The organism is Serratia sp. YWN4 (assembly GCF_055790845.1).
This window is the reverse complement of record NZ_CM147696.1, coordinates 339,897-355,669: the sequence shown is the minus strand read 5'-3', so window position 1 is coordinate 355,669 and position 15,773 is coordinate 339,897. Positions and strand designations below refer to the sequence as shown.

Annotated in this window: 14 protein-coding genes; 6 read left to right on the top strand and 8 right to left on the bottom strand. The window is 55.8% G+C overall.

The genetic code is table 11. From position 1 onward, the window contains the following. Nucleotides 1-41: 41 nt before the first annotated feature. The gene (locus tag ACX9GT_RS01600; RefSeq protein ID WP_473189539.1) at nucleotides 42-1,022 is read left to right on the top strand and encodes a LacI family DNA-binding transcriptional regulator; all 981 of its coding nucleotides are present in this window, start codon (nucleotides 42-44) and stop codon (nucleotides 1,020-1,022) included. A 192-nt stretch (nucleotides 1,023-1,214) separates the two neighbouring features. After that, a complete protein-coding gene (gene tsgA, locus ACX9GT_RS01595) occupies nucleotides 1,215-2,399 on the top strand; it encodes an MFS transporter TsgA (RefSeq protein WP_473189538.1) in 1,185 nt (394 codons plus the stop codon). A gap of 55 nt (nucleotides 2,400-2,454) precedes the next feature. Here tsgA and ACX9GT_RS01590 read toward each other — a convergent pair whose 3' ends face one another. After that, complete coding sequence (locus tag ACX9GT_RS01590) at nucleotides 2,455-3,723, bottom strand: cytosine deaminase (protein ID WP_473191479.1); 1,269 nt, start codon at nucleotides 3,721-3,723, stop codon at nucleotides 2,455-2,457. Between the two features lie 303 nt (nucleotides 3,724-4,026). On the opposite strand from ACX9GT_RS01590, the gene nirB reads away from it, so the two are divergent. The 4 genes from nirB (at nucleotide 4,027) to cysG (ending at nucleotide 9,242) form a co-directional block, all read left to right on the top strand. Then, nucleotides 4,027-6,576, top strand: coding sequence for a nitrite reductase large subunit NirB (gene nirB / locus ACX9GT_RS01585; protein ID WP_473189537.1), 2,550 nt, complete (start codon nucleotides 4,027-4,029; stop codon nucleotides 6,574-6,576). Then, entirely contained in the window at nucleotides 6,573-6,902 is a 330-nt protein-coding gene (gene nirD / locus ACX9GT_RS01580; RefSeq protein WP_473189536.1) for a nitrite reductase small subunit NirD, read from the top strand. Before nirB ends, nirD begins: the two co-directional genes overlap by 4 nt. 84 nt (nucleotides 6,903-6,986) lie before the next feature. Continuing rightward, the gene (gene nirC / locus ACX9GT_RS01575) at nucleotides 6,987-7,787 is read left to right on the top strand and encodes a nitrite transporter NirC (protein ID WP_473189535.1); all 801 of its coding nucleotides are present in this window, start codon (nucleotides 6,987-6,989) and stop codon (nucleotides 7,785-7,787) included. 51 nt (nucleotides 7,788-7,838) lie between these two features. Next, complete coding sequence (gene cysG, locus ACX9GT_RS01570; protein ID WP_473189534.1) at nucleotides 7,839-9,242, top strand: siroheme synthase CysG; 1,404 nt, start codon at nucleotides 7,839-7,841, stop codon at nucleotides 9,240-9,242. A 115-nt stretch (nucleotides 9,243-9,357) separates the two neighbouring features. Here cysG and trpS read toward each other — a convergent pair whose 3' ends face one another. The 7 genes from trpS to aroK all read right to left on the bottom strand — a co-directional run bounded on the left by trpS (nucleotide 9,358) and on the right by aroK (nucleotide 15,550). Further along, a complete protein-coding gene (gene trpS / locus ACX9GT_RS01565) occupies nucleotides 9,358-10,362 on the bottom strand; it encodes a tryptophan--tRNA ligase (RefSeq protein ID WP_473189533.1) in 1,005 nt (334 codons plus the stop codon). Beyond that, nucleotides 10,355-11,062, bottom strand: coding sequence for a phosphoglycolate phosphatase (locus tag ACX9GT_RS01560; protein WP_473189532.1), 708 nt, complete (start codon nucleotides 11,060-11,062; stop codon nucleotides 10,355-10,357). Before ACX9GT_RS01560 ends, trpS begins: the two co-directional genes overlap by 8 nt. Continuing rightward, nucleotides 11,055-11,732, bottom strand: a complete 678-nt coding sequence (gene rpe / locus ACX9GT_RS01555; RefSeq protein WP_473189531.1) for a ribulose-phosphate 3-epimerase — start codon at nucleotides 11,730-11,732, stop codon at nucleotides 11,055-11,057. Before rpe ends, ACX9GT_RS01560 begins: the two co-directional genes overlap by 8 nt. Nucleotides 11,733-11,761: 29 nt before the next feature. Beyond that, a complete protein-coding gene (dam, locus tag ACX9GT_RS01550; RefSeq protein WP_473189530.1) occupies nucleotides 11,762-12,601 on the bottom strand; it encodes an adenine-specific DNA-methyltransferase in 840 nt (279 codons plus the stop codon). Between the two features lie 84 nt (nucleotides 12,602-12,685). Continuing rightward, nucleotides 12,686-13,675 (bottom strand): SPOR domain-containing protein, encoded by a 990-nt coding sequence (locus tag ACX9GT_RS01545; protein ID WP_473189529.1) that lies wholly within the window; start codon nucleotides 13,673-13,675, stop codon nucleotides 12,686-12,688. Nucleotides 13,676-13,835: 160 nt separating this feature from the next. Beyond that, complete coding sequence (aroB, locus tag ACX9GT_RS01540; RefSeq protein ID WP_473189528.1) at nucleotides 13,836-14,933, bottom strand: 3-dehydroquinate synthase; 1,098 nt, start codon at nucleotides 14,931-14,933, stop codon at nucleotides 13,836-13,838. A 95-nt stretch (nucleotides 14,934-15,028) separates the two neighbouring features. Beyond that, on the bottom strand, nucleotides 15,029-15,550 hold the full coding sequence (aroK, locus tag ACX9GT_RS01535) for a shikimate kinase AroK (protein WP_004391482.1): 522 nt from the start codon (nucleotides 15,548-15,550) through the stop codon (nucleotides 15,029-15,031). Between the last annotated feature and the right edge of the window lie 223 nt (nucleotides 15,551-15,773).

The window sequence follows — 15,773 nt, the reverse complement described above, 5'->3', positions numbered from 1 at the left end:
CTTGAAAAACCAAGGGGGGATACGTAATCAGGAGCAGAATAATGGTGACACTGGAAGATGTCGCAGCGTTAGCCGGAGTATCCCGAGCCACCGTGTCGCGCGTGGTGAATGGTGACAGCAACGTTAAACCCCTCACCCGTGAGAAAGTGGCCAAAGCCGTGGCCGCACTGGGTTATACACCTAATCCGGCGGCCAGAGCGCTGGCCTCCAGCCACAGCAACACGCTGGGCCTGGTCACCACCTCTTACCGCGGTGGTTTTTTTGGTGCGCTGATGGATTTTGTGCAAACCGAGGCGGAATCACAGGGTAAACAACTGCTGGTGACCCAAGGCCGCAACAGCGCAGAGAACGAACTGTTGGCGATTCGGCGCCTGTTCAGCCTGCGCTGCGATGGCGTGATCCTGCACGTGCGTTTTCTTTCTGACGAGCAACTCCGCCAGTTAGCCGCAGAACAGCGCCACTTTGTGCTGCTGGATCGCCTGGTGCCGGGTTTGGAAGATCGCTGCATTACGTTTGATCACGTACGCGCCAGCCAGATGGCGACACAAGAGCTGATCGATGCCGGTCATCGGCGCATCGCCTGCATCAGCGGCCCACCGCAGCGCGCCTCGAGCCAGCTGCGGTTACAAGGGTTTCTTAACGCCATGCAGGCCGCCAATCTGCCACCGGTGGATTGCCTGACAGGGGTTTACGATCTGCAAAGCGGTTATGACTGTGCCGACCAGCTACTGCGCCGTGAAACACTGCCGAGCGCCCTCTATTGCTGTAACGAAGAGATGGCCATCGGTGCCCTGCTGGCGATTAATGAGCACCACCTGCGCGTGCCACAGGATATCGCGCTGATTTGCTATGACAGCGGCGAGCGTGCGCCTTTTGTGCGCCCGGCCCTGACCAGCGTGCATTTCCCGATTACCGAGATGGCGCAATATGCCACTCGCCGGTTGATCGATCCGCTCACGCCTGCGGTTACCTTTGAGCCAACGATCGTGCGCCGTGATTCGATCGTGCCGGTTGCCGGTTAGATCACAAGGAAATTTATTAACTTTCATTCTTTGCATCATAAAGCAGATGTTCATCACAAAAACTCCCGTTGGCTATGCTAGGATCCGCTCCCTGGTGGCCTGAACGGGATTTTTCTGTCTTGCCAGAAAAAATCTGCGGCCTTATGCCAGTTGTGCACCTCAACCGAAACAGTCATCAATCAGGCCTATACAATGAATGACAGCAACCGCATCCGGCTAACATGGATCAGCTTCTTTTCTTACGCGCTGACCGGAGCTTTAGTGATCGTCACAGGGATGGTGATGGGCAACATTGCAGAATATTTCAATCTGCCAGTTTCCAGCATGAGTAACACCTTTACCTTTCTTAACGCCGGTATTCTGATTTCGATCTTCCTCAATGCCTGGCTGATGGAAATCATCCCGTTGAAACGTCAGTTGCTGTTTGGTTTTGTCCTGATGCTGCTGGCGGTTGCCGGGCTGATGGTCAGCAAAAGCCTGGCCCTGTTCTCACTGTGCATGTTTGTGCTTGGCGTGGTCAGCGGCATTACCATGTCGATCGGCACCTTCCTGATCACCCATATGTACGCTGGCCGCCAGCGCGGTTCACGCCTGCTGTTCACCGATTCGTTCTTCAGCATGGCCGGGATGATTTTCCCGATCGTCGCCGCCATGTTGCTGGCCCGCAGCATTGGCTGGTATTGGGTTTATGCCTGCATTGGCCTGCTGTACGTTGCGATCTTCGTGCTGACCCTGTGCTCTGAGTTCCCGGTGCTGGGCAACAAAGGGCCGAAAAGCGCTGAACCGGTCGTGAAAGAGAAATGGGGTATCGGCGTGCTGTTCCTGTCGATCGCCGCACTGTGCTATATCCTCGGCCAGTTGGGCTTTATTCAGTGGGTGCCGGAATACGCCACCAAATCCTTCGGCATGGATATCGGCCAGGCGGGTAAGCTGGTGAGCGATTTCTGGACCTCTTATATGATCGGCATGTGGGTGTTCAGCTTTATCCTGCGCTTCTTTGATCTGCAACGCATCGTGACCGTGCTGGCAGCGCTGGCCACCGGCGCGATGTACCTGTTCGTCAGTAGCGACAATCCACAACATCTGAGCTACTTCATTATGGCTTTAGGTTTTGTTTCCAGCGCTATCTACACCACGCTGATCACCCTTGGCTCGCTGCAAACCAAGGTTTCTTCACCGAAGCTGGTCAATTTTATCCTGACCTGCGGCACCATCGGCACCATGCTGACCTTTGTGGTTACCGGCCCGCTGGTGGCCAAAGGCGGCGCACATGCGGCGCTGACCGCCGCTAACGGCCTGTATCTGGCGGTGTTTGTGATGTGTCTGCTGCTGGGTTTTGTCACCAAGCACCGCAGCCATGGGCATGTCACACACTAAGTTCTGCTGACTGCATATAAGGGTTCTGCCACCGCAGAACCCTTTTTCATGACATCTAGCGCCGGAAATCCACCTTCTCTTCAGCTTGCAGATACAGCGTGGTGGTGGCTGGTTGGGTTGCAGCAATCACCGCGCCGTGGCGAATGGAATAGCGTACCGGCGTTTGGCGGCGTACCGCATCAAAACCGTTTTCCGCAGGCAGGATCACCAGATTGGCGCTGTTGCCTACTTTCAGACCATAATCCTGCAAGTGCATGGTTCGCGCGCTGTGGCTGGTGATCAGGTTCAGCCCGTCGTTGATTTGGCCGTACCCCATCAGTTGGCAGACGTGCAGCCCCATATGCAGCACCTGCAACATATTGGCGGTGCCGAGCGGATACCAGGGATCGAACACGTCGTCATGACCAAAACAGACGTTGATGCCCGCCTCCAGCATCTCTTTCACCCGCGTAATGCCACGCCGTTTCGGGTAAGTATCGAAACGCCCTTGCAGATGAATATTCACCAGTGGATTGGCAACAAAGTTAATCCCAGACATCTTCAACAAGCGGAACAGGCGCGAAGTGTAAGCTCCGTTGTAGGAATGCATCGCCGTGGTATGGCTGGCGGTGACCTTGCTGCCCATTTCCAGCTTCAGCGCCAACGCCGCCACGGTTTCGACGAAGCGCGATTGCTCATCGTCGATCTCATCGCAATGCACATCCACTAGCCGATCGTACTTCTGCGCCAGAGCAAAAGCCTTATGCAGTGATTCCACGCCGTATTCGCGGGTGAATTCAAAATGCGGGATCGCCCCAACCACGTCGGCACCCAGGCGCAACGCCTCTTCCATCAGCGCTTCGCCATTGGGATAAGACAGGATCCCTTCCTGTGGGAAAGCCACAATTTGCAGCGTCACCCAAGGCGCAACTTCCTGCTTCACCTCCAGCATGGCGCGCAGTGCGGTCAAGGTGGGATCGGAAACATCGACGTGAGTACGCACATACTGCACGCCGTTGGCGATTTGCCATTTTAGCGTCTGCCAGGCGCGCTGCTTCACGTCCTCGTGGGTCAGCAGTGCCTTGCGCTCGGCCCAACGTTCAATGCCTTCAAACAGCGTGCCGGACTGATTCCAGGCGGGTTGCCCGGCGGTTTGGGTGGTATCCAGATGAATATGCGGTTCGACAAACGCGGGCAGTGCCAAACCGCCCTCGGCATCCAGAGCATCGCTGCGCCGCTCCAACCCACTCGGTTGCGGAATGATATGAGTAATACGCCCCTGCTCAAACGCCAGTTGCCACAACCCTTCCTGCCCACTCAGGCGCAGGTTATCGATAAACTTCACGGGATGATTTGCCACCTTGCTACCTCTGTTCTGCCAAACGTTCTATTCATCATACGGGTGGCGGTAGTGGCTGACAAAGCGGCGGAATGTTCATAACCTCGCCAACGGTTAGCAAATTGCTCATTCCGTCATTAACTGGCTCGATTCAGCTAAAGTTGAATAAAAACCACAACTTAACAAATATTTATAAAAATCATGTATATACCACATTAGAGGTATATGGAAGGCGAATTGATTTGTATCAATAAACGGATGTCAGGGAAGAATAAGGTACGCCTAGGAAATCAGAATTTTGAGGCAATAATGAGCAGAGTTAAACTCGCTGTCATCGGCAACGGCATGGTCGGCCACCGATTTATCGAAGATCTGCTGGAGAAGGCAGACAAAGACCAGTTTGAAATCACCATCTTTTGTGAAGAACCCCGTATCGCCTACGATCGCGTGCATCTCTCCTCCTACTTTTCTCACCATACTGCCGAAGAACTTTCGCTGGTGCGCGAAGGCTTTTACGAAAAACAGGGCGTGAAAGTGCTGCTGGGCGAACGCGCCATCACCATTAACCGGGCGGAGAAGGTGATCCACTCCAATACCGGCCGCACGGTGTATTACGACAAACTGGTCATGGCCACTGGCTCCTACCCGTGGGTTCCGCCAATCAAAGGCTCCGAAAGCCAGGATTGCTTCGTTTACCGCACCATTGAAGATTTGAACGCTATCGAATCCTGCGCGCGCCGCAGCAAACGCGGCGCGGTGGTTGGCGGTGGCCTGCTCGGCCTGGAAGCCGCCGGAGCACTGAAAAGCCTGGGCGTGGAAACTCACGTGATCGAATTCGCCCCGATGCTGATGGCCGAACAGCTCGATCCGATGGGGGGCGATCAGCTGCGCCGCAAGATCGAACGGATGGGCGTTAAAGTCCATACCGGTAAAAACACCACCGAGATCGTCAACGGCGGGCAGAACGCGCGCAAAACCATGCACTTTGCCGACGGCAGCGAGCTGCAAGTCGATTTCATCGTTTTCTCCACCGGCATCCGCCCACAGGACAAGCTGGCGCACCAATGCGGGCTAGCAACGGCTCCGCGCGGCGGCATTGCGATTAACGATAGCTGCCAGACCTCTGATCCGGACGTCTACGCCATCGGCGAATGCGCCTCATGGCGCGAGCGTACCTTCGGGCTGGTCGCTCCAGGTTACAAGATGGCGCAGGTCACTACCGATCATCTGCTAAGCCGCGAAAACGCCTTCCAAGGTGCCGATATGAGCGCCAAGCTGAAGCTGCTGGGCGTTGACGTTGGCGGGATCGGCGATGCCCATGCGCGTACCGCTGGCGCACGCAGCTACGTCTATCTGGACGAGAGCAAAGAGGTCTACAAACGTCTGGTGGTCAGCGCAGACAACAAAACCCTGCTCGGCGCGGTATTGGTCGGTGACACCAGCGACTACGGCAACCTGCTGCAACTGGCGCTGAACAACATCGAACTGCCGGAAAACCCGGACAGCCTGATCCTGCCAGCCCATGCGGGCAGTAAACCGGCGATCGGTGTCGATTCGCTGCCGGAAACCGCGCAGATCTGTTCATGCTTTGACGTCACTAAAGGCGACATTATCAAAGCGGTGAACCTGGGTTGCCACACCGTAGCGGCCATCAAGTCTGAAACCAAAGCCGGGACCGGCTGCGGCGGCTGCGTTCCGCTGATCACCCAAGTGCTGAACGCCGAGCTGAGCAAACAGGGCATCGAGGTGAATAACCACCTGTGCGAACACTTTGCCTATTCACGCCAGGAGCTGTACCACCTGATCCGCGTCGAAGGCATTAAAACCTTTGCGGAGCTGCTGGCAAAATATGGCAAAGGTTACGGCTGCGAAGTGTGTAAACCCACCGTTGGTTCGCTGCTAGCATCCTGCTGGAATGAGTATGTGCTCAAGCCGCAGCACACGCCGCTGCAAGACACCAACGATAACTTCCTGGGCAACATCCAGAAAGACGGCACCTATTCGGTGATCCCACGCTCTGCCGGGGGTGAAATCACGCCGGAAGGTCTGATCGCCGTCGGCCAGATCGCTAAAGACTATAACCTGTACACCAAGATGACCGGTTCAATGCGTATCGGCATGTTCGGCGCGCAGAAGGACGACCTACCAGCCATCTGGAGCAGGCTGATCGCCGCCGGTTTCGAAACCGGTCATGCCTATGCCAAAGCGCTGCGCATGGCGAAAACCTGCGTTGGCAGCACCTGGTGCCGTTTCGGCGTCGGCGACAGCGTCGGCTTCGGCGTACAGCTTGAACACCGCTACAAAGGCATCCGCACCCCGCACAAAATGAAGTTCGGCGTTTCCGGCTGCACCCGTGAATGTGCCGAAGCGCAGGGGAAAGACGTGGGCATTATTGCCACCGAAAACGGCTGGAACCTGTATGTATGCGGCAATGGCGGAATGAAGCCGCGCCATGCCGATCTGCTGGCGGCAGATCTCGACAGCGATACGCTGATGCGCTACCTCGACCGCTTTATGATGTTCTACATCCGCACCGGCGATAAACTGCAGCGCACGTCGGTCTGGTTGGAAAGCCTGGAAGGCGGCATCGATTATCTGCGCAAGGTGATCATCGACGACAAACTGGGGATCAACCAGCAGTTAGAAAGCGAAATCGCCCGCCTGCGCAGCGCGGTGATCTGCGAGTGGAAAGCCACCGTCGAGGATCCTGCTGCTCAAGTGCGTTTTTCTCACTTCATCAACAGCAGCCAGCGCGACCCGAACGTGCAAGTGGTGCCTGAACGCGAACAGCACCGCCCGGCGCGCCCGGATGAGCGCATCCCCGTCGTCTTGCTTGAAACCGAGGAGAGCAACGCATGAGCCAGTGGATTTCCGTTTGCCCGATCGCCGATATCCTGCCCGGCACTGGCGTGTGTGCATTGATTGGCGAACAACAGGTGGCCATCTTCCGCCCCCGCGCCGATGAACAACTGTATGCCATCAGCAATATCGACCCGTTCGCTCAGGCCAGCGTGCTGTCACGCGGCCTGATTGCCGAGCATCAGGGTGAACTGTGGGTAGCCAGCCCGCTGAAGAAACAGCATTTCCGCCTGCACGATGGGTTGTGCATGGAAGACGAAAGCCGTTCCGTGGCCAGTTTCACCCACCGAATCGTCGATGGCATGGTGCAAGTAGCAGCTCAGTAATACTCCCCCCTCTCCTCGAAAGAGAGGAGAGGGGTTACCGCTTATTGCCTTTACACTTTTTGTTTTTAATTTCCAGGGAAATCTATGTTTACCGATACCATCAATAAATCTGCCGCCAATGCGGCGCGCATCGTCAAATTGGCGCAAGAGAGCCCGCTCGGCTTCTGGATCAGTTCAGCCATGGCCGGAGCCTATGTCGGCCTTGGCATCATCCTGATCTTCACCCTGGGTAATCTGGTGGATCCGTCGATCCGCCCATTGGTAATGGGAGCCACCTTCGGTATCGCGCTAACGCTGGTGATCATCGCCGGTTCCGAACTGTTCACCGGCCACACCATGTTTCTGACGCTCGGCGTGAAGGCGGGCACCATCAAACAGAGCCAGATGTGGGCCGTGTTACCGCAAACCTGGCTGGGCAACCTGCTCGGCTCGGTGCTGGTGGCGCTGATGTATTACTACGGCGGCGGCAGCCTGTTGCCGGTCGACACCAGCCTGGTCCATACCGCAGCGCTGGCGAAAACCACTGCCTCGGCAGAAGTGTTGTTCTTTAAAGGGGTGCTGTGTAACTGGCTGGTTTGTTTGGCGATCTGGATGGCGCTGCGCGTTGAAGGTGCTGCCAAGTTCATTGCCATCTGGTGGTGTTTACTGGCGTTTATCGCTTCTGGCTACGAACACTCGATTGCCAACATGACGCTGTTTGCCCTCTCCTGGTTCGGTAATCATAGCGAAGCCTATACCCTGAGCGGTATCGGCCATAACCTGCTGTGGGTAACGCTGGGGAATACGCTGTCTGGCGCGGTCCTGATGGGCCTCGGTTACTGGTATGCCACACCGCGTGCGCAACGCCCGCAGGCTGCAAGCGCCGCCGTTCGCCAAACCGCTTAATCAAGCAGGGGCGAGTTATCGCCCCGTTAGCCACTTCCCCAAGGATTGCCGATGGATTACTTACCGATTTTCTGCCAACTGCAACATAAAGCCTGCCTGCTGGTCGGCGGTGGGGAAGTCGCCGAACGCAAGGCGCGCCTGCTGCTGGATGCCGGTGCCCGGCTGACGGTCAATGCCTGTCAGTTCAATGAACAATTTCTGGCCTGGGCCGCACAGGGGCAAGTGACGCTGGTGGAAGGTGAGTTCTATGCCGAACTGCTGGCAGAAAAATGGCTGGTGATTGCCGCCACCGATCGGTTAGAAATGAACGCTTTGGTCTATCAGTGCGCCAATCAGCAGCGGGTATTCTGCAACGTGGTGGACGATCCGAAACGCGCCAGCTTTATTATGCCTTCGATTATCGATCGCTCTCCGCTAATGGTCGCCGTCTCTTCCGGCGGCAAAGCCCCGGTGCTGGCGCGCCTGCTGCGGGAAAAGTTGGAGGCAATGCTGCCGCAGCACCTCGGCAAGCTGGCTCAGTTGGGCGGTTCGCTGCGCCAACGGGTGAAACAGCAGTTTAGCGGCATCGGTGCGCGCCGCCGTTTCTGGGAAAAGCTGTTCGCCCACGATCGGCTGGCGCAATCGCTGGCTAACAATGATGTTGCTTTGGTTGATCAACAGGTTGAGCAGCTATTTGCGCATCAGCCGGAAGAACATGGCGAAGTGGTATTGGTGGGTGCCGGGCCGGGCGATCCCGGGTTACTGACGCTGAAAGGCTTGCAGCAGATCCAGCAGGCCGACGTGGTGGTTTACGATCGCCTGGTTTCTGACGAGGTGATGGCGCTGGTGCGCCGTGATGCGCAGCTAATCTTCGTAGGCAAACGTGCCGGGCATCACTGCGTGCCGCAAGAGCACATCAATCAGATCCTGCTAGAACAGGCTCAACAGGGCAAACGCGTGGTCAGGCTGAAAGGCGGCGATCCGTTTATCTTCGGTCGCGGCGGTGAAGAACTGGAAACCTTGGCCGAAGCGGGTATTCCGTTCTCGGTGGTGCCAGGGATTACCGCCGCGTCCGGCTGTTCCGCCTACAGCGGTATTCCCCTTACCCATCGCGATCACGCCCAGAGCGTGCGGCTGGTCACCGGCCACGCCAAGGCCGATGGCGGGCTGGATTGGGCCACGCTGGCCGCCGGGCAACAAACTCTGGTGTTCTATATGGGCCTGGCACAGGCAGCAGAGATCGAGCAGCAACTGATAGCACATGGTATGGCAGCGAGTACACCGATCGCGTTGGTGGAAAATGGCACATCCCCCCGCCAGCGGGTGATTGAAGGGGAACTGGATCGGTTGGGAGTGCTTGCGCAACAGGCCGCCAGCCCAAGCCTGATTATCGTTGGCAGCGTAGTCAGCCTGCGCAGTAAACTGAACTGGTTCTCCAGCCGGGAACTGCCGGAAAACCTTAGCAAAATGGCATAAAAAAGCGGCCATTCACTGAATGTTAACGCCCCGAAAAAGCCGGTGTGATGGATTTGTAGCACGGTTATACCCCTCACCCTAGCCCTCTCCCCAAGGAGAGGGAATGGGTGAGCGACTACGGATGTGGCACAAAACCCACCGCTTCATACACTTTCGCCAGCGTTTCCTGCGCACGAGCACGGGCTTTTGTCGCACCATCGCGCATCACCTGTTGCAGGAATGCCTCATCATTGCGGAAGCTGTGATAACGCTCTTGCAGTTCACTCAGCATACCGGACACCGCCTCTGCCACCGCACCCTTCAGGTGGCCATACATCTGGCCTGCAAATTCCGCTTCCAACTGGGCAATACTCTTGCCGGTGACACCAGACAAGATATCCAGCAGGTTGGAAACGCCCGCTTTGTTCGCCACGTCGTAACGGATAACCGGTGGCTCTTCCGAATCGGTCATCGCACGTTTGATTTTTTTGGTCACCGCGCTCGGATCTTCCAGCAGGCCGATCACGTTGTTGCGGTTATCATCCGACTTGGACATCTTCTTAGTCGGTTCTTGCAGTGACATCACGCGCGCGCCAGACTTGGGAATAAAAGGTTCTGGTACTTTGAACACGTCGCCGTACAGGGCGTTGAAGCGCTGGCCAATATCGCGGCTCAGTTCCAGATGCTGTTTCTGATCTTCACCCACCGGCACCTGATTGGTCTGATACAGTAAGATGTCCGCTGCCATCAGCACCGGATAGCTGAATAGACCAGCGTTGATGTTTTCGGCATAGCGTGCCGATTTGTCTTTAAACTGGGTCATACGGCTCAGTTCGCCGAAATAGGTATAGCAGTTGAGCACCCAGCTCAGTTGCGAGTGTTCTGGCACATGGGACTGAACAAAAATGGTGCTTTTTGCCGGGTCAATACCGCAGGCCAGGTACAGCGCCAGCGTATCCAGCGTGGCTTTACGCAGTTTTTCCGCATCCTGACGCGCGGTAATCGCGTGCAGGTCAACGATGCAGTAAATGCAGTCATAATCGTCCTGCATTTGAACCCACTGACGCAGCGCACCCATGTAGTTGCCAATGGTCAGTTCACCAGACGGCTGCGCGCCGCTAAATACGATGGGCTTAATCATGATTAAATTCCTGATTCTCTAAAGATGACAGCCCGAGAGCGGGCAACAAATCGGCAAAGCGCTCCAACACGCGATCGGGATGGCTCAGGGCGATCGCTTCACCGTAGTTATATCCGTAAGTCAGGCCAACGCTCAGGCAACCTGCCGCCTGCGCCGCCTGAATATCGTTGCGTGAATCACCGACGAACAACACCTCGCCAGCCCGCAGGCCGAGCTTGCCGAATACCAGATACAGTGGCGCAGGGTGTGGTTTTTTCGCCACCACGTCATCGCCACCGATGATCAGCGAGAAAGTATCGATAATACCGAGTTCAGTCAGCAACGGAGCCACAAAGGGCGTCGGCTTATTGGTCACCAGCGCCATCGGGTAGCCCAGTTCCACCAAACGGCAGAGGGTGGCTTTCACCTGCGGGAACAGGCGGCTGCCGCTGCTCACGGTTTGTGCGTAAAAATGGTCGAAACGCTCACGCATCTGCTGGCAATGTTCCGGTGTGGCGTCCACTTCCGCCCAGCGCAGCGCACGTTGCACGAGAACGTCCGCGCCATTACCGATCCAGGTGCCGACACGCGCCTCACCGGCCTGCGGTAAGCCCATTTCTGCCAGCGCCAGATCGATAGCCGCCGCCAGCCCTGGAGCACTGTCAACCAGCGTGCCGTCCAGATCAAAAGCCAAACCGCGAATGGCGCTAAAATCAGCCATGACTCACCTTCGCCAGTTCACGACGCATTTCATCAATCACTGCGCGGTAATCCGGCTTGCCAAAAATAGCGGAACCGGCGACGAACATGTCAGCACCCGCGGCGGCGATCTCGGCAATATTGTCCACCTTAACCCCACCGTCGACTTCCAGACGAATATCAAACCCGCTGTCGTCGATCAGCTTGCGCACCTGACGCAGCTTATCCAGCGTGCCTGGGATAAACGACTGGCCACCAAAACCGGGGTTAACCGACATCAGCAGGATCACATCAAGTTTATCCATCACATAATCGAGATAGCTCAGCGACGTGGCCGGGTTAAACACCAAACCGGCCTTACAGCCGTGCTCTTTGATCAGTTGGATAGTGCGGTCAACGTGTTCGGAGGCTTCGGGATGAAAAGAGATGTACGTCGCACCGGCTTTAGCGAAGTCTGGCACGATACGATCGACCGGTTTAACCATCAGATGAACGTCGATGGGAGCAGTGATACCGTAATTGCGCAGCGCTTCACAGACCATTGGCCCAATCGTCAGGTTGGGAACATAGTGGTTATCCATGACGTCAAAGTGCACCACGTCGCTACCGGCGGCCAGCACCTTGGCAGTATCTTCACCTAACCGGGCAAAATCTGCCGACAGAATGGACGGGGCAATCAAAAACTTTTTCATCCGCTTCTCCAAACGTAGGGTTCGAGTTGTTATACGTCGGGGCGCAACCCCGGCTTAGCGATATATAGAGCCAAAAGTTCGTTCACTTTACTGCGGCCGAGGATATTACGGCTGATCGTCCGGCGTGCCGACACTTCAAAGAATTCAGCATGCTGATACCAGTCACGCGTCAGTTCGGTATCATGATTGGAAATCAATACCGGCACCTGGCTTTCTACCGACAGTTGATGCGCCAGCTGCGCCAGCCCTTGCTGATCGGCCAGGCTGAAGCTGTTGGTATGATAGGCGGTAAAATTCGCCGTCGCCGAAAGCGGCGCATAAGGCGGATCGCAATACACTACCGCGCCACGCGTTGCCTTGGCCATGGTATCGCGGTAATGCTCGCAGACGAAAGTGGCATTGCGGGATTTTTCAGCAAACCAGTACAGTTCATCTTCCGGAAAGTACGGCTTCTTGTAACGCCCAAACGGGACGTTAAACTCACCACGCAGGTTATACCGGCACAGGCCGTTATAGCAGTGGCGGTTCAGATAGAGGAACAGTTGCGCCCGACGATAAGCATCGTCGCTAGCATTAAACTCTTCGCGCAGCAGATAAAACTGTTCCGAGACATTGTATTCATCGGCGAACAGAATGTGGGCATCACGCACGAAGTCATCCGTGCGCAGCTTAACGATGTTATACAGATTAATAAGATCGCTGTTGATATCGGCGAGAATATAGGCGTCGTATTCCGTGTTCAAAAAGACTGAACCCGCACCCACGAAGGGCTCAATTAAGCAGTCACCCGCTGGCAGATGACGACGGATCTCGTCAACCAGCGGGTATTTTCCACCAGCCCATTTTAAAAAAGCGCGGTTTTTCTTCATGCCGTCAGTTAGCTACTTATACAATTCAGAGCGGCGGATTGTACTCTGTTTCAGACAGCACATCAGCGCACAAAATTAAATGGTTTATTTTTTAAGGTCTTGCTGTACTTGATGTACAGGTCGGACCCATGGTTTTTTCGCCTGAACCTCTGCCGGTAACGTCGCCACTGCGCGCTTCGCGTCCGCCGAAGAAGCATAGTTCCCGCTCACCAACACGAACCACGGCTTACCGTCGCGCTTGGTTTCATACACGGTAAAATTCTGTAGATTCTGCTGTTTAGCGAAAGCCTTCAGCGTATCGGAACGAGAAGCACTGCTCAGTTGCAGTGTGTAATGGCTGCCCGGTGCCGCTGCAACTGAGCCAGCGCTACCGCTCACCACACCGCTTTTTACCGTTGCAGGTGGTGTATAAACCGTGGTGGTGGTTGCAGAAGGTTTAGCTGACGTCGCCGGTTTAACTGCGGTTTTGGCCGGTGTTTTATGCTGCTGGGCCGCTGGAGTGGCACTGTTATGCACCGGACGCGTGGTTTCTCGCGCACCGGCACCGCTCATCACGGTCGCTGGCGCGGTTGGCAACCCGGAAACCGAGCTGTTCATACTCTGTGCGGCAGCATCAACCTGATTCTGCTGCGATGACAAGGCGTCAGTCATGTTGCCCGGCAGATCGACACGCTGCTGCGCACCGCCCTGTGGCGGCAGTGGCTGTGCTTCGCTCGGCGTGCTGGAAATAGGCGGAACACTGATGTTCTGCGGCTGCTGCTGACCAACACCGTTGTTATCGTGGGTATCGGTCGTCCCTCCCGGAACACCATTGTTACTGGTGGTCAGCGACGAAGAACCCGACAGGTTGATATCACGGGCTGCACCCTGCTGCGCCGTCTCATGCTGGGTCGGTGCTTTCAACGCCGATCCGATACCCAGGATCAGCACCAGCAGAACCAGAATACCGACACCAATCATCAAATGCTGACGCGATAAGGAAAAACTCGGCCCTGTTGCTGGCCGCCGCGAACGTGAAGGACGACGATCGCTAGCATCAGGTCTGAGATCGTCTTCCGGTTTAAACTCGTCCATCTGAAATCCTCCAACTAGAGGCAAAAGCCCGCCACCCTGAACCCGGTATGGTTCGAGACTATTAACCCGATGATGGCAAAGCGATGCTCGTATTGCTTTGCACATTAATTAATAACAGATGCAAACAGCGGCGAAGCCACTGTCAGTTATTCCGATTGACTCACGCGTGCTGCAACGGCAGGCAATCCGCAATTGCAGCCAGCACTATATCATGTGCCACACCGCCGCGAACTTCCGCTTCACCCAGCGCCTTCGGTAATACCAAGCGTAGCTCCCCTGCCAGTACTTTCTTGTCGCGCATCATGTGCGGCAAATAGGCGTCAGGTGTCATTTCCTGCGGCCCGCACACGGGCAACCCGGCACGCAGCAACAGCGCTTTAATACGTTCAATATCGGCGGCAGAAAACTGGCCCAGGCGGCGCGCGGTGTGCGCAGCCATCATCATGCCAGCAGCCACGGCTTCACCGTGCAACCATACACCGTAGCCCATTTCAGCTTCAATGGCATGACCGTAAGTATGGCCCAGATTGAGCAGCGCACGCAGACCGCTTTCGCGTTCATCGGCAGCGACCACCTCGGCCTTCAATTCGCAACAGCGGCGGATGCAGTACGCCAACGCGTCCATATCCAATGCCACCAGCGCATCAATATTGTTTTCCAGCCAGACGAAGAAATCACCATCGAGAATAATCCCGTACTTGATCACTTCCGCCAGACCAGAGGAAAGTTCACGCGCCGGTAAGGTTCGCAGGCAGTCGAGATCTACCACCACCGCAGCGGGTTGGTAGAAAGCGCCGATCATGTTTTTACCGAGCGGGTGATTGACGGCGGTTTTACCGCCAACGGAAGAGTCCACCTGCGAGAGCAGCGTGGTAGGAACCTGGATAAAACGCACACCGCGTTGATAGCACGCCGCGGCAAAGCCAGTCAGATCGCCAACCACACCACCGCCAAGGGCGATAAGCGTGGTGTCGCGACCGTGTGGCTTTTCCAGCAGCGCTGAGAACACTTGCTCAAGTACGGCAAGAGATTTGTACTGTTCGCCATCAGGCAGTATCACCTGATCCACCACTACACCACCTTGCTCCAGCACCTTGCGGACAGGCTCCAGATACAGCGGAGCCAGGGTCTGGTTGGTGACCAGCATGACCTGTTCACCCGCCTTGAGCGGCATAAAAGAAGCCGGATCGTTAAACAATCCGGCGGCTATGGTAATCGGGTAGCTACGCTCCCCAAGCGTTACGGTAATTCTCTCCATGTCGCGCTCAGTTCTCGGTGTGGTTTATCCCCGCCAACGCGGGGAACACAATCAGAATTTCCGCATTTGCCCGTAGCCAACACGGAAACCGCTAATCAGTTACTTTCCAGCATGTTAATTATCTGGTTGGCAACCACTTTAGCGCTTTGATCGTCTGTGCGGATAGTGACATCTGCAATTTCTTCGTATAGCGGATTGCGCTCTTTAGCCAGCGCTTCCAGCACTTCACGCGGAGGAGAATCAACCTGCAACAGCGGACGCTTTTTGTCACGCTGGGTACGGGCCAATTGCTTCTCGATAGTGGTTTCCAAATAGACCACAACACCACGCGCCGACAGGCGGTTACGCGTTTCACGCGACTTAACCGAGCCCCCGCCGGTAGCCAGCACGATCCCCTGCTTTTCCGTCAGTTCATTAATGACTTTTTCTTCACGATCGCGGAAGCCTTCTTCCCCTTCCACGTCGAATACCCAGCCCACGTCAGCTCCGGTACGTCGCTCAATTTCTTGATCGGAGTCGAAAAACTCCATATTGAGTTGCTGAGCTAACTGACGGCCAATAGTGCTTTTGCCGGCACCCATAGGCCCAACCAGAAAGATATTGCGTTTCTCTGCCATGTTTTTCGGTATTACTAAGACAATTCGTTAATGATAACCCGCCCCGCCAATCAAATTAGCGGCGGGACCTAAACTGAAACCTCATAAGCGATAGTGCGAGATCAGACGGAAAATTATCTCAACACTCTTGGTAGTTTGGCAACCGAATAAATCGCTATCCACGCCGCAGGAGGGAAACCATACGTTTTTAACGGCGTCTTAATACCCTATGGATTTCGAGTTA

Excerpts from the sequence above, each read along its gene's own strand:
- ACX9GT_RS01600 (WP_473189539.1), top strand. The coding sequence starts at position 42 with ATGGTGACACTGGAAGATGTCGCAGCGTTAGCCGGAGTATCCCGAGCC.
- tsgA (WP_473189538.1), top strand. The coding sequence starts at position 1,215 with ATGAATGACAGCAACCGCATCCGGCTAACATGGATCAGCTTCTTTTCT.
- nirB (WP_473189537.1), top strand. The coding sequence starts at position 4,027 with ATGAGCAGAGTTAAACTCGCTGTCATCGGCAACGGCATGGTCGGCCAC.
- nirD (WP_473189536.1), top strand. The coding sequence starts at position 6,573 with ATGAGCCAGTGGATTTCCGTTTGCCCGATCGCCGATATCCTGCCCGGC.
- nirC (WP_473189535.1), top strand. The coding sequence starts at position 6,987 with ATGTTTACCGATACCATCAATAAATCTGCCGCCAATGCGGCGCGCATC.
- cysG (WP_473189534.1), top strand. The coding sequence starts at position 7,839 with ATGGATTACTTACCGATTTTCTGCCAACTGCAACATAAAGCCTGCCTG.
- trpS (WP_473189533.1), bottom strand. The coding sequence starts at position 10,362 with ATGATTAAGCCCATCGTATTTAGCGGCGCGCAGCCGTCTGGTGAACTG.
- ACX9GT_RS01560 (WP_473189532.1), bottom strand. The coding sequence starts at position 11,062 with ATGGCTGATTTTAGCGCCATTCGCGGTTTGGCTTTTGATCTGGACGGC.
- rpe (WP_473189531.1), bottom strand. The coding sequence starts at position 11,732 with ATGAAAAAGTTTTTGATTGCCCCGTCCATTCTGTCGGCAGATTTTGCC.
- dam (WP_473189530.1), bottom strand. The coding sequence starts at position 12,601 with ATGAAGAAAAACCGCGCTTTTTTAAAATGGGCTGGTGGAAAATACCCG.
- ACX9GT_RS01545 (WP_473189529.1), bottom strand. The coding sequence starts at position 13,675 with ATGGACGAGTTTAAACCGGAAGACGATCTCAGACCTGATGCTAGCGAT.
- aroB (WP_473189528.1), bottom strand. The coding sequence starts at position 14,933 with ATGGAGAGAATTACCGTAACGCTTGGGGAGCGTAGCTACCCGATTACC.
- aroK (WP_004391482.1), bottom strand. The coding sequence starts at position 15,550 with ATGGCAGAGAAACGCAATATCTTTCTGGTTGGGCCTATGGGTGCCGGC.